An 11,306-nucleotide genomic window follows, 5' to 3' on the forward strand; every position below is an offset into this window, starting at 1 on the left:
GACGGCCGGCTCGCGAGGGCACGGGTCGAGGAGGCCGCCGGCCGCGGCGCCGACCTCGCCGCCTGGACCCGGGCCGCCGGCGGGTCGACACGGACCATCGAGGACACCGAGCTGGGGTACGCGGCAGCGCGCCGGGCGGTCCGGGTGGACGGGCTGCTCACCGGCCTGGACCAGCCACTGGTGGTGCAACTGCACACCGAGTCGACGATCGCCGAGGGCCGGGTGCCGTGGGGCCTCGGCCCACACCTGGACGGGGTGCCGGAGATCCGGGTGATCGCCACCGAGACCGACCCGGCCACGCTGCGCGGGTTGGCCGGCGACCGCCCCATCGTGCTGGTCGGGCGACACCTGCACCGGCTGCCCGGCGGCCCGGAGCTGATCGCCGACCTGGCGGCCCAGCACCCGGTGACCGTGGTGGAGATGGGCTGGCCGGCACAGTGGCGGCCGGCGGGCGTCCGCGCCTTCGTCACCACCTACGGCGCGAGCCACGCCAACGGTCGCGCGGCGGCCGAGGTGCTGGGTCTGGCCGGCTGAGCCCACGGCGTTCTCCGGCCGGCCCCCGGGCTCGGCCGGAGCGCGCGCCAGCAGCGCACCACGGCGTCCACAGTCACGGGCCGCCCCTTCTGATTCGCACGCTCCGTCACTGACCTCGCCGGCACCTCGATCAGCGAAGAAGCAGGTCAAGTCCGCTTTTCGACACTCCGAACCGACAGCTTCAACCTTGCCCCGAGCCGCTTAGATACGTAGCGTGATCGACACGTAGCGGCTCGCCTCCAGCGGCGGCCGTTACACCGGAACCGGGGCCTGGGGGGAGGTTGCGGACCGTGGATCCGGCCCGGGATCCACGGTCCGCGCCCAATGCCCGCTCAGCGCGGATAGACCCCGAACGCGCGCCAGCCCCGGTCCGGAAAACCCGCCGCTTCGGCGACCCGGGCCGACGCGTGATTGTCCCGCTCGTGCAGGTACGTGGGCACCGCCCCCTCGTCGAGCACCCGCCGCGCAGCCTGGGCCACCAGTCGACGGGCGAGACCGCGCCCCTGGGCAGCCGGCACGGTGCCGACGGCCAGTTCGTGCCCGTACGCGTCGTGCCGTTTGATGCCGGCACCGGCCAGGTAGGCGCCGTCCGGGCCACGGACCACCAGCACCGGCCGGTCGAAGAGTCGCAGCCACGGCGGCAGCCCGGGGGCGGTCGGCTCGGTCCACTCCCCCACGTCGGGCAGCGGCGCGGGTGCCAGGCTCCACCGGAAGGGACCATCGTGTACGCAGAACTCGGGCCGACCGACGGCCTCCGGCAGCGCGGCGAGCAGCCGACCCGGCGCGCGGCGAACCAACGCGCGGATCGCGGCCACACGGTCCGGCGCCACGGAGAGCACAGCGCTCTGCCCGGTGTCCACGGCGAGCGCGGGGCGCAGCCGACCATCCCAGGCCGGTTCGGCCCGCCGCTGCGAGGCGACCACGTGCAGCCCCGGCCCGGCCGGCCACTGGCCGAGCCAGGTGGCCAGGTGCAGGTGCAGGCGCCGGTCGAGCATGCGCACCTCCCCGTCACCCGACCCGTCGTGGATCACCGTACGCCGGACGGCAGGGCCGGGCGCAGGATACGTCAGGGCCGAGTGGGCCGGGGGTGCGGGAACCAGCCGCATGAATCGACCGTCATATGTATTTCCATATCTGGACACCTTTGTTTGGGACGGTGAACACATGCCGATTCAGCCGAGCGACCACTACCAGCAGGACCCTGAGCGACTCTGGCGGGCGGCGGAGGCCGTCGGAGGCAATCCGCCCCAGCCGCGCTACCGGAACCCCCGGGCGGTCGGCGGCGGAGCGCTGTCGTGGGCCGGGCTGAACAAGCTGCCCGTCGGCAGCTCCAGTCGGCACCGCCTGAACACCCACTGACGCACCACTCCGCACCCAAATTTGGTGCCTTCACAGCGCCCGATCTGGTGTATCGTCAGCCCATGACTCGCATCACCGTGGACGTGAACGACGAGTGGCTGGACGCCGCGAGGGATGTGCTCGGCACCGACACCAAGGTGGCCACCATCAATGCCGCCCTGCACGCGTTCGCCGTACGCCGGCAGGCCCGCGAGATCGTTGCCGCGTTCGATCAGGTGGAGATGGACTTCTCCGGGTCCGTCGACGCCTGGCGCTACGGTGGCGGCCGCGACCTGGACTCGCTTACCGAGCAGGCGCGCGACGCCGAGGCAGCCTGATGGCTGGTCAGATCTATCTTGCGGACACGTCGGTCTATGTCCTGCAGGGTCGCCACGCGTCGGTCCGGCGGCGCTTCGAGACGCTCCTGGCCGAGGGGCGACTCGCGGCCTGCCAGATGACCAGCCTGGAATACCTCAACAACGCACCCCACCCGAAGGGGTACGAGATCCTCTGGCAGGCACTGCGCGGCGGTCGCTGGATTGACGTGTCGACAGCGGCGATGGACCGCGCCCTGGCGGTTCATCGCCTACTCGCGGCCGAGAGCCAGCACCGCAACTTCCGGCTGCCCGATCTGATCATCGCGGCGACCGCCGAAGAGCACGGCGCGACAGTCCTGCACTACGACGCCGACTACGACCGCATCACCGCTGTCACCGGTCAGCCCACCGAGTGGGTGGCACCGAAGGGCAGCCTCTGACGTACGCCCGCGGCGACACACCGGAGGAGGTCCAGCGGCGGCTTTCGCACACCTGTCGGGTAATTTCTTGTGGTCCGCCATCCCGGCCTACGACAGGAGAAGCTCCGCGCATGGGCAAGAAGACGATCCACGTCTCCGACTTCACCGGCACGGTTCTGCAGCAGGACGACGAGGTGGTCCGCATCGTCGTGCTGGAGCACCCGGACCTGGTCGCCGGGCCCGTGCAGTTGGACGCCACCCCGGGCGAGGTGGAGAACATCGACGACGCCGCGCTGGACGTGGCGGTGGTGGAGATCCACGACCGGCACGGTGGCGGCGAGCCCCGCCGGGTGGTGTTGACGGCCAGCGAGTTCGACGCGATGGCCACCGACGTGCCGATGGCGCAGCTGTTGAAGACGGCCGAGCGGGTCCGCCCACCCAAGGCCCGCAAGAGCACTGAGAAGATCGACTACGGCACCCTTGAGCACGCCGGCAAGCCACACCGGGGCCGGGTCACCGAGGAGGAGGCCCGCCTGGTGCGGGAGCAACTCGACGAGGTCAACAAGCGCCTCGCCGACGCGGGCGTACGCCAGATCGACCCGGCCGATCCGGAGCACGCCCTGCGTTACGGCTTCCCTGAGGCGTCCTGACCCCGGGTTCTCACTTCTTTCCGACGGCGGCGGCGAGGGCGGCGGCCAGGTCGGCCTCGACCGTCGCCTTGTCCAGGCCGAGGTTGGTGAGCACGCCTTCGCCGTCCTCCTGCTCCAGCAGGGCGAGCAGGATGTGCTCGGTGCCGATGTAGTTGTGCCCGAGGCGCAGCGCCTCCCGGAAGGTCAGCTCCAACGCCTTCTTACCCCGCGCGTCGTACGGGATGAGGTCCGGAACCTGCTCGGCCCGTGGCGGGAGGACGGCAGCGACCGCGTCCCGTACCACCTCGGAGGTGGCGCCGCGACCGACCATCACCCTGGCGGCCAGCCCGTCCGGCTCGGCCAGCAGGCCCAACACCAGGTGCTCGGGGCCGATCTCGGCGTTGCCGCTGGCCCGGGCCTCCTCCTGCGAGGCCATCACCACGTTGCGGGCGCGCGGGGTGAACCGGCCGAAGCCGGCGTTGGGGTCGAGCGCGGCCGCCTCGGTCGCCTTCGGCACGAAGCGCTTCTGGGCGGCCTGCTTGGTGACACCCATGCTGCGGCCGATGTCGGTCCAGGAGGCGCCGGAGCGCCGGGCCTGGTCGACGAAGTGCCCGATCAGGTGATCGGCGACCTCACCGAGGTGATCGGCGACGAGCACCGCGTCGGTGAGTTGGTCGAGCGCGTCGGTGTGCAGCTTCTTAATCGACTGAATGAGGTCGTCGAGCTTCAGGGCGTTACTCATCTGGAGAGGATCTGTCATGCGTCAACCATAGGTTGACGCACTCCTCGCGTCAACCATGAGTTGACGATGTTGCTCCAATCAGGCGGCGTACTCCGGCAGGAGTCGTGCGACGGCCGCCGGCGAGGGCATGGCGGCGATCTCCTCGGCGATCAGGCGGGCCGCGTCGCGTCGCTCGACCTGGCCGTGCCGCCCGAGCAGGAGGTGCGCCTGCTCGGCGACGGCGCTCGCGTCCACCTCGCCGGGAAGGAGCCGCAGGGCGACACCGGCGGCGGCGAGCGTGTCGGCGTTGGCGAACTGGTCGGCGCCCTGCGGCAGCAGCAACTGCGGTACGCCAACCGCGAGCGCGCCGAGGGTGGTGCCGCTGCCCCCGTGGTGCACCACCAGATCGACGAGCGGCAGCAACTCCGCCTGCGACACCCACGGGTGGACGCTGATGTTGTCGGGAATCTCGCCCAGCTGTTCCAGGGGCACCCGACCCGCCGCGACCACGACCTCGGCGTCCAGCGTCGCCAGGCCGGCGACGGCGGTACGGAGCAGCTCCGGCGTCCCGAACGCGGTGCCGAGAGTCAGATAGACAAACGGTCGGGACGTGCGACGGCCCGCCCGGTCGGGCAGCGGGGCCGGTGTCGAGAAGGCGACCGGTCGCAGCTCGATCCGACGTTCCGTGGCGAGGAAGTCCTTGTCCTGGAGCGAGGGCGGCCAGATGTCCAGGTGCGGCCGGCCGACGACCTCGGCGTTCCTGGTGGGCAGTTCCAGGCCGATGCCCTCGGGAAACATCCGGCCGAACCCGTGCCACAGGCCCGGAATCCCGGCCCGGTGAGCCGCCACGGCCGCCCCGGGCAGCCCCCACTCGTGCACCACCAGGTCGGGCCGCAGCCGCGCCAACTCCGGTGCGAGGTCCTCGGCGTACACCTCGTAGAAGGCGTCGCCGGGACGGAACGGTCGCAGGCCGTGCGCGGCGAGCGGCGGGTGCACCTCCGGACCGGCGGCGAAGTGGACCTCGTGTCCGGCGTCCCGGGCGGCGATCGCCAGCGGGATCAGCGGATAGGTGTGGCCGACGGAGGCAAGACTGGCAAACAGCACACGCATGGCGTCGGACCATACCTGCCGCACCGTGGGCCCGGCCGGATCCGCCGGCCCGGATACGGTGGGCTCCGGTCGAGCGCGGTCACCGGCAGGAAGGGCGGGTCATGCGTCTGCACGTGGGGTGCGCGATGTGGAGCCACCGGTCGTGGTCGGGCCACCGGCTGCCGCCCACCGAGCGCCTGCGGCACTACGCCGGCTGGTGCGACGCCGTGGAGGGCAACACCACGTTCTACGCGACCCCGGCCCGGGACACCGTGGCCTCGTGGGCCGCCCAGACGGATCCCGACTTCCGGTTCGTCCTCAAACTGCCCAAGCTCATCACGCACGAACGCCGACTCACCGACGTCGGCGAACCGCTGCGGGCCTTCCTGGACGCCATCGAGCCGCTCGGCCCCCGCGCCCACGCCCTCTGGATCCAGCTGCCCGGCTCGTTCGCGCCCGCCGACGTCCCGGCCCTGGGCCGGTTCCTGGAGCGGCTTCCGCAGTCCCACCGATACGCGGTGGAGGTCCGCCATCCCGCGTTCTTCACCGACGCCCCCGCGGCCCGACTGCTCGGGGCGACCCTCGCCGCCGCCAACGCCGAGTGGATCCCCTTCGACACGACCGCCTTCTTCGCGAGCCCGCCGACCAGCGACGCGGAACGGGACGCCTGGACCAGGAAGCCGCGCGTGCCGCTCCGGTCCCTCGCGCTGACCGACCGGCCGATCGTCCGCTACCTCGGCCGCGACGACCAGACGCGCACGGTCGAGGGGTGGCAACGGTGGGTCGACGTGACCGTCACCTGGTTACGCGAGGGACGCTCGCCGACGATGTTCATCCACACGCCGGACAACGCCGACGCGCCGGCGCTCGCCCGCCGCTTCCACGACGAGGTACGGGCACGCGTACCCGGGCTCGACGCGTTGCCCGAGCCGATACCGGTCGAGCCGCTGACGCTGTTCTGACCGGACCGGTCAACCCTGCTTGTCGAGCAGGTCGTCGAGGTGCCCCGCCGTGCTGATCAGCGAGAGGTGGCTGAACGCCTGCGGGAAGTTACCGATCTGCGCACCGGTCGGCGCGATCTCCTCGGAATAGAGGCCGAGCGGGTTGCTGTAGGTGAGCATCTTCTCGAAGGTCAACCGGGCGTCGTCGATCCGGCCGGCCAGGGCGAGCGCCTGCACGTACCAGAAGGTGCACATGTTGAAGGTGCCCTCGGTGCCGGCGAGACCGTCCGGCGAGGCCCTCGGGTCGTAGCGGTAGACCAGGCTGTCGGAGACCAGGCCGGTGTCCATCGCCCGCAGCGTCGACTCCCACATCGGGTCGGTCGGCGAGATGAAGTTCAGTCCCGGCATCGCCAGCAGTGAGGCGTCCAGGATGTCGGAACCGTAGTGCTGCACGAACGCACCACGTTCCTTGTTGAACCCACGGGTCATCACCTGCTCGTAGATGGCGTCACGCTGGGCCGACCAGCGGGCGATGTCGCCGGGGCGGCCCCGGCGTCGCGCGATGCGGATGGCCCGGTCCAGCGCGACCCAGGACAACACCCGACCGTAGGTGAAGTCCTGCCGACCGGACCGGGTCTCCCAGATGCCGTCCTCGGGCTGGTCCCAGTGCGCACAGAGCCAGTCCATCAACCCGGCCGTCTTGCGCCACCCCTCGTACGGCGCGATCAGCCCGTTGCGGTCCGCGAGCTCCAACGAGACGAGCGCCTCGCCGTAGATGTCGAGTTGGAGTTGGCCGGCCGCGCCGTTGCCGATCCGCACCGGCGCGGAGCCCCGGTACCCCTCCAGGTGACCCAACACCTCCTCGGGGAGGTCCGGTGAGCCGTCGATGCGGTACATGATCTGCAGGGGCAGGTTGCCGTCCCGTGCCTCCCGGATGCGCGCGTCGAGCCAGAGCAGATACTTCTGCGCCTCGTCGGTGAAGCCCAGGCGCAGCAGCGCGTGTACGGAGAAGGACGCGTCCCGGATCCAGGTGTAGCGGTAGTCCCAGTTCCGCTGCCCGCCGATCTGCTCGGGCAGCCCCGCGGTGGGCGCGGCGACCAGAGCGCCGGTCGGCGCGTACGTCATCAGCTTGAGGGTCATCGCCGACCGCTCGACCACCTCCCGCCAGCGTCCCTTGTAACGGGAACCGCCCACCCACCGCCGCCAGTGGTCGCGGGTTTCGGCGAGCAGTTCGCACGCCTCGTCGGTGCTGAGCGCTCGGGGCGCGTGCGGGCAGGCCGTCTCCAGGGTCACCCCGCCGATGTCGCCGGCGTGCAGGGTGAACGACGCGGACACGCCGTCAGCGTCGCGGTGGAGATCCCCCACGTGGAACGCCCGCTCCACGTTCTTGAAGGCGCAGAGGGTGAAGGTCAGCGTCGCGCTCCGGAAGACGTCACCCTCGGGATGCACCTCCAGCTCGTACGGATCGCGCCCGTAGTTGAACCGTGGGTGGCAGTGGAAGCGGAACTTCATGCTCCCCCGGACCATCCGGACCAGTCGGATCAACCGGTGCCGATCGGTCGCCTCGGCACCGGTGATCGGCATGAAGTCCAACAGCTCACCGACACCGTCGGCACTGTGGAAGCGGGTGATCAGGATCGGCGTGCCGGGCAGGTAGAGCTGCTTGCTCGTGTAGTCGACGCCGTCGGGCGAGAGCTGGAAGTGGCCGCCGTTGCGGCGGTCCAGCAGCGCGCCGAAGACGCTCGGCGAATCGAAGCGGGGCGCGCAGAACCAGTCGACCGTACCGTCCGTGCTGATCAGGGCCGCGGTCTGTAGATCGCCGATCAGACCGTGGTCCTCGACTGCCGGGTAGTTCTCCACACCGTCCCCCGCCATCCGTCCTGGCAATGGCGGCGACTACCCGGCCGTGCACCAAAGATGCGGCCCGCGCCCCATTGCGGAAGCAAACCTTCCGCAATCGTCGATAGCGTCGACACCAACGACATCGACGAGGGGACACCTGATGAGCCTGCGAGGATTTGCCACCCTGAACATCTGGGCGGACGACGTGGCAGCGGCCACGGCCTGGTACGCGGACTTCCTCGGCGTCGAGGCGTACTTCATGCGCCCCGGCCCCGACGGACGCCCGGCCTACACCGAGTTCCGCATCGGGGACTACCAGGCCGAACTGGGCATCATCGACCGCAGGTACGCACCGCCCGGGGCCGCGACGGGGCCCGGCGGCGCGGTGATGCACTGGTGCGTCGACGACCTCGACGTCACCGTCGAGCGGCTGTTGGCGATGGGTGCCACGGAGTACCAACCGATAACACCGCACGGGGACGAGGGGTTCGTCACCGCGTCGGTGGTCGACCCGTTCGGCAACGTGCTGGGCGTCATGCGGAACCCGCACTACCTCGACGTCCTCGCGTCCCTGAAGGCGACCTGACGTGAGCGCGCCCGACGTTCCCGACGCGCGGTTGGCGGCTCAGCGGTAGTGGCGGAGATGCGGACCGGCTCAGTCCCACTCGTCCCGGTCCGCCGTCCGCCGCACCAGCGCTGCCGCTTCGTCGGCGTCCAGCCCACTGGCCATGAGAAGGTCGTGTGCCGAGGTACGAAAATCACCCGCGGCGATCATGCCCGAGTACCCCAACCGGTGGGTGTGCGGGCGGGTGGGATCCGGCGCGGCGGGCCCCTGCGCCCTACCGACCAGCTCCACGGCGGTCAGGATCTGCTGGCGCGCCTGCTGCGGCTCGGCCCGCGCGCGGATCGCGCACCGCAGCGTCTGCACACTGTCGGCCAGCAGGTCGATGGCCGCGGGGAACTCCTCCGGCACCGGTTCGCCCTCCCGGAGGGCCTTCGTCAGCCTCCTCGCGATCGCCCGCAAGCTGTACAGGGTGCGTTCCATATGTCGGACGGCATCGGTGTAGTAGGCCAGGGAGGTGCGTTCCCGCCAGCGCAGTGGCGCCAGTCGCACCACCTCCTGCGCGGCGCCCAGCCCCTCGTCCAGCGCGGTCAGCCGGGAGCCGAGGCCCCGTAACGCCTCCAGGCTCCGCTGCGCCCCGTCAAGATCCCGAAGGCGCAGCGCCCCGGCCAGGTCGTGCAGGGTGGCGATGGCCGGATCGAGGACGGGTTCGGCCAGACGCCGCACGGTCCGCTGCGGGTGGATGGGCACCAGCAACAGACCGACCGCCAACCCGACCAACCCGCCGACCGCCGCGTCGACGAAGCGCGGGACGGACAGGTCACGCACGGGCGGTTCCAGGGTGGCGATGAGCACCGCGGTGCCACCGGCCTGGGTGAGCAGGGAGCCACCGCCCTTGAGCAGGATGGCGACGATGATCGCCAGTACGACGACCAGGCCGGTCTGCCAGGGCCCGATGCCGAACAGCGGCATGACCGCGTCACCGACTGCGAGCCCGAGGACGACCCCGACCAGCAGCTCGATGGTGCGCCGCAGGCGTGAGCCCATCGAGGCGGCCACGATGCCGACCGCGGTGGTGGGCGCGAGCACCGGGGTGGGATTGTCCAGAAACTGGTACCCCACGAACCAGGCGATCGTCGCCGCGACGCCGGCCTGCACGGCGAGCAGCCCGTAGAGGCGGAACCGCCAGGCGCGGGAGAGAACCCCGTGCCGCACCCGCTCGGGCAGGCCGGCCCAGGTTCGATCGGCCCAGGACACGCCGTGCGGGGGCGGGTCGTTGTCAGCCGCCTGCTCGTGTTTGGCGGGCATCCGCGCCGTTTACCCAGCGGAGGCGAAGCTATCCGGCGCGCGAGCCGAATCGTGGGAGTGTCCCGTCAGTGGGCGGGATTCGGGGTGTGCGGGAGTTTGCCTAGTTGACGCCAGTTCGTCTCGGCGACGTCGACGCCGTAGTGCTTGGCGGCGGCGAGGATGTTCTGGAAGGCCAGGTCGCGGTCCTTGTCGGTGACGCCCTGCACCTGATCGAACCGGGCGACCGCGTTGCGGACGTGACTGGCATCGGTCATCGGTTCCTTGCGTTTCCCAGGGAACGCAAAGACGGTCTCCGGCAGCTCGCGCTTGTCCTTGTCCGACAGGCCGCCGTGCTTCTCGTGAGGTTTCCAGGTTGACTTCATCGCCCAGCCTTACCCGCACGCTGTCCGACGGCACCTCCGAAGCCGACATTTTCCGGACGATCGCCACCGGCAAGATCCATATCATGCCGGCCGGGCCGCCCGACGTCGAAGCCCTGCGCACGCTGTCCTTTGTGGAGTGGGAGCATGGCCGACATGGATATCTACGACGACGCCCGTACGGTGTCGCGCTCCGACCTGGCAGCCTGGCTGCGTCAGCTGGCCCACCAGCTGGAGTCTGATGGCCGGCTCTTCTACGGCGCGGCGGGTGCAGTGGCGGTCGCGGACACGGTGCGGTGCGAGCTGGAGATCGAAAGGGAGAGCGAGACGGAGGTGTCCGTCGAGATCGAGTTCTCCTGGACCGAGGCCGCACGCGTCAAGGTGGCAAACGAGGAGGAGCCCTCGACGGACGACGAGGCCGCCGAGCCGACCGAGACGGCCGAGGCCACGCCGGAGGCGTGACCGCCTGACGAGCGCCCGACGGCCCCTCGTCGGCGCTGTCCCCTGTGGATCCGGATCCGCACATGATGATCTAATTCCGCCGGAAGTTTCAGTTTTGGGCGAGTTGCGAGTTGCCCGCCCCGTAGATCGAAGGAGAACGGATGACTGTCGCCGCCGATTTCAGCAAGCTGGTCGTCAAGGCCTACCAGGAGAAGACCCTCGCCGAACTGGTTGACTCTCCGGTGGACGCGCTCACCGGCGTCAGCGCTGGCGATGCCAAGCTGCTCAAGGAGGCGTTCAATATCATCACCGTCGGCGACCTCGGTCGTAGCCCGTACTTCCGTACCGCCCAGGCCCTGGTGGCCCTGAACGCCGCCAAGTAACGACGCCGGTCGAGTCGGCAGCAGGTGTGGGCATCGACCATCGAGTCCGACGGTCGATGCCCACAGCCACACCGGTCGGTCCGCGTACTTTAAGGAAGGTTTAAAGACCTTCCGAGCGCGGGCCGCGAGCGCCTACGATTCGGCCGCCGTGACCGTTCGGGTCATCCTGGCGTCTACTCGTTGGGAGTGACCCGTGTCGTACGAGAGCCCGCCGCCCCGTCATCGCGTTCCTGGCTGGCTCGCCCGCAACAGCCTGGGCGTGGCCGTCGGTGCGGCGGCCGTCCTCGTCATCGCGGCGGGAGGCCTGTACCTGGGCAACGGCGCACCGCAGCCCGAGCCGTCGAACGCGGCCAACGCCGTCGAGTATCCGTCGTCACCGGCCGGGCAGCCGCCGTCGCCCGGCGCGGCGGTGCCGGCCTCCGC

General features: G+C 70.6%; 14 protein-coding genes and 2 pseudogenes. 10 read left to right on the plus strand and 6 right to left on the minus strand.

Going from position 1 to position 11,306, the window contains the following annotated elements; all coding sequences use genetic code 11:
- Positions 1 to 534 (plus strand): annotated as a pseudogene (locus PSH25_RS14590) (glycoside hydrolase family 3 protein); the annotation flags it as partial.
- 332 nt (positions 535 to 866) lie between these two features.
- Here the strand turns inward: PSH25_RS14590 and PSH25_RS14595 are convergent.
- Positions 867 to 1,529, minus strand: a complete 663-nt coding sequence (locus PSH25_RS14595) for a GNAT family N-acetyltransferase (protein ID WP_238659612.1) — start codon at positions 1,527 to 1,529, stop codon at positions 867 to 869.
- Positions 1,530 to 1,698: 169 nt separating this feature from the next.
- Here PSH25_RS14595 and PSH25_RS14600 point away from each other — a divergent pair, with 169 nt between their 5' ends.
- The 4 genes from PSH25_RS14600 to PSH25_RS14615 all read left to right on the plus strand — a co-directional run bounded on the left by PSH25_RS14600 (position 1,699) and on the right by PSH25_RS14615 (position 3,258).
- Positions 1,699 to 1,893, plus strand: coding sequence for a DNA repair protein (locus PSH25_RS14600; RefSeq protein WP_238659613.1), 195 nt, complete (start codon positions 1,699 to 1,701; stop codon positions 1,891 to 1,893).
- Positions 1,894 to 1,955: 62 nt separating this feature from the next.
- Complete coding sequence (locus tag PSH25_RS14605) at positions 1,956 to 2,210, plus strand: type II toxin-antitoxin system VapB family antitoxin (protein WP_238659614.1); 255 nt, start codon at positions 1,956 to 1,958, stop codon at positions 2,208 to 2,210.
- Positions 2,210 to 2,629, plus strand: coding sequence for a PIN domain nuclease (locus tag PSH25_RS14610; RefSeq protein ID WP_238659615.1), 420 nt, complete (start codon positions 2,210 to 2,212; stop codon positions 2,627 to 2,629). The genes PSH25_RS14605 and PSH25_RS14610 overlap by 1 nt, the downstream gene beginning before the upstream one ends.
- Before the next feature lie 110 nt (positions 2,630 to 2,739).
- Positions 2,740 to 3,258: a hypothetical protein gene (locus PSH25_RS14615; RefSeq protein WP_210781043.1), complete on the plus strand. Its 519-nt coding sequence runs from the start codon at positions 2,740 to 2,742 to the stop codon at positions 3,256 to 3,258.
- A 10-nt stretch (positions 3,259 to 3,268) separates the two neighbouring features.
- Here PSH25_RS14615 and PSH25_RS14620 read toward each other — a convergent pair whose 3' ends face one another.
- Positions 3,269 to 3,997 (minus strand): Clp protease N-terminal domain-containing protein, encoded by a 729-nt coding sequence (locus tag PSH25_RS14620; RefSeq protein ID WP_238659616.1) that lies wholly within the window; start codon positions 3,995 to 3,997, stop codon positions 3,269 to 3,271.
- A gap of 60 nt (positions 3,998 to 4,057) precedes the next feature.
- Positions 4,058 to 5,068 carry a glycosyltransferase gene (locus PSH25_RS14625; protein WP_238659617.1) on the minus strand — a complete coding sequence of 337 codons (1,011 nt, stop codon included), beginning with the start codon at positions 5,066 to 5,068 and terminating at the stop codon, positions 4,058 to 4,060.
- A gap of 101 nt (positions 5,069 to 5,169) precedes the next feature.
- Here PSH25_RS14625 and PSH25_RS14630 point away from each other — a divergent pair, with 101 nt between their 5' ends.
- Complete coding sequence (locus tag PSH25_RS14630; protein ID WP_502361349.1) at positions 5,170 to 6,009, plus strand: DUF72 domain-containing protein; 840 nt, start codon at positions 5,170 to 5,172, stop codon at positions 6,007 to 6,009.
- 9 nt (positions 6,010 to 6,018) lie between these two features.
- Here the strand turns inward: PSH25_RS14630 and PSH25_RS14635 are convergent, their stop codons facing one another.
- Positions 6,019 to 7,848: a glycoside hydrolase family 15 protein gene (locus PSH25_RS14635; protein ID WP_238659624.1), complete on the minus strand. Its 1,830-nt coding sequence runs from the start codon at positions 7,846 to 7,848 to the stop codon at positions 6,019 to 6,021.
- A 142-nt stretch (positions 7,849 to 7,990) separates the two neighbouring features.
- Between PSH25_RS14635 and PSH25_RS14640 the strand changes: the two genes are divergently transcribed.
- Positions 7,991 to 8,416 carry a VOC family protein gene (locus PSH25_RS14640; protein ID WP_238659618.1) on the plus strand — a complete coding sequence of 142 codons (426 nt, stop codon included), beginning with the start codon at positions 7,991 to 7,993 and terminating at the stop codon, positions 8,414 to 8,416.
- 69 nt (positions 8,417 to 8,485) lie between these two features.
- Here the strand turns inward: PSH25_RS14640 and PSH25_RS14645 are convergent, their stop codons facing one another.
- Complete coding sequence (locus PSH25_RS14645) at positions 8,486 to 9,700, minus strand: FUSC family protein (protein ID WP_238659619.1); 1,215 nt, start codon at positions 9,698 to 9,700, stop codon at positions 8,486 to 8,488.
- A 65-nt stretch (positions 9,701 to 9,765) separates the two neighbouring features.
- Entirely contained in the window at positions 9,766 to 10,062 is a 297-nt protein-coding gene (locus PSH25_RS33985) for a DUF6582 domain-containing protein (RefSeq protein WP_091393391.1), read from the minus strand.
- 144 nt (positions 10,063 to 10,206) lie between these two features.
- On the opposite strand from PSH25_RS33985, the gene PSH25_RS14655 reads away from it, so the two are divergent.
- The 3 genes and pseudogenes from PSH25_RS14655 to PSH25_RS14665 all read left to right on the plus strand — a co-directional run.
- Positions 10,207 to 10,521 (plus strand): amphi-Trp domain-containing protein, encoded by a 315-nt coding sequence (locus PSH25_RS14655; RefSeq protein WP_238659621.1) that lies wholly within the window; start codon positions 10,207 to 10,209, stop codon positions 10,519 to 10,521.
- Positions 10,522 to 10,661: 140 nt separating this feature from the next.
- Positions 10,662 to 10,883 (plus strand): hypothetical protein, encoded by a 222-nt coding sequence (locus tag PSH25_RS14660; RefSeq protein ID WP_238659622.1) that lies wholly within the window; start codon positions 10,662 to 10,664, stop codon positions 10,881 to 10,883.
- A 193-nt stretch (positions 10,884 to 11,076) separates the two neighbouring features.
- Positions 11,077 to 11,306: pseudogene (locus PSH25_RS14665) on the plus strand (hypothetical protein); the annotation flags it as partial.

The organism is Micromonospora foliorum (assembly GCF_022229015.1).
GTDB lineage: Bacteria > Actinomycetota > Actinomycetes > Mycobacteriales > Micromonosporaceae > Micromonospora > Micromonospora foliorum.

Excerpts from the sequence above, each read along its gene's own strand:
- PSH25_RS14595 (WP_238659612.1), bottom strand. The coding sequence starts at position 1,529 with ATGCTCGACCGGCGCCTGCACCTGCACCTGGCCACCTGGCTCGGCCAG.
- PSH25_RS14600 (WP_238659613.1), top strand. The coding sequence starts at position 1,699 with ATGCCGATTCAGCCGAGCGACCACTACCAGCAGGACCCTGAGCGACTC.
- PSH25_RS14605 (WP_238659614.1), top strand. The coding sequence starts at position 1,956 with ATGACTCGCATCACCGTGGACGTGAACGACGAGTGGCTGGACGCCGCG.
- PSH25_RS14610 (WP_238659615.1), top strand. The coding sequence starts at position 2,210 with ATGGCTGGTCAGATCTATCTTGCGGACACGTCGGTCTATGTCCTGCAG.
- PSH25_RS14615 (WP_210781043.1), top strand. The coding sequence starts at position 2,740 with ATGGGCAAGAAGACGATCCACGTCTCCGACTTCACCGGCACGGTTCTG.
- PSH25_RS14620 (WP_238659616.1), bottom strand. The coding sequence starts at position 3,997 with ATGACAGATCCTCTCCAGATGAGTAACGCCCTGAAGCTCGACGACCTC.
- PSH25_RS14625 (WP_238659617.1), bottom strand. The coding sequence starts at position 5,068 with ATGCGTGTGCTGTTTGCCAGTCTTGCCTCCGTCGGCCACACCTATCCG.
- PSH25_RS14630 (WP_502361349.1), top strand. The coding sequence starts at position 5,170 with ATGCGTCTGCACGTGGGGTGCGCGATGTGGAGCCACCGGTCGTGGTCG.
- PSH25_RS14640 (WP_238659618.1), top strand. The coding sequence starts at position 7,991 with ATGAGCCTGCGAGGATTTGCCACCCTGAACATCTGGGCGGACGACGTG.
- PSH25_RS14645 (WP_238659619.1), bottom strand. The coding sequence starts at position 9,700 with ATGCCCGCCAAACACGAGCAGGCGGCTGACAACGACCCGCCCCCGCAC.
- PSH25_RS33985 (WP_091393391.1), bottom strand. The coding sequence starts at position 10,062 with ATGAAGTCAACCTGGAAACCTCACGAGAAGCACGGCGGCCTGTCGGAC.
- PSH25_RS14655 (WP_238659621.1), top strand. The coding sequence starts at position 10,207 with ATGGCCGACATGGATATCTACGACGACGCCCGTACGGTGTCGCGCTCC.
- PSH25_RS14660 (WP_238659622.1), top strand. The coding sequence starts at position 10,662 with ATGACTGTCGCCGCCGATTTCAGCAAGCTGGTCGTCAAGGCCTACCAG.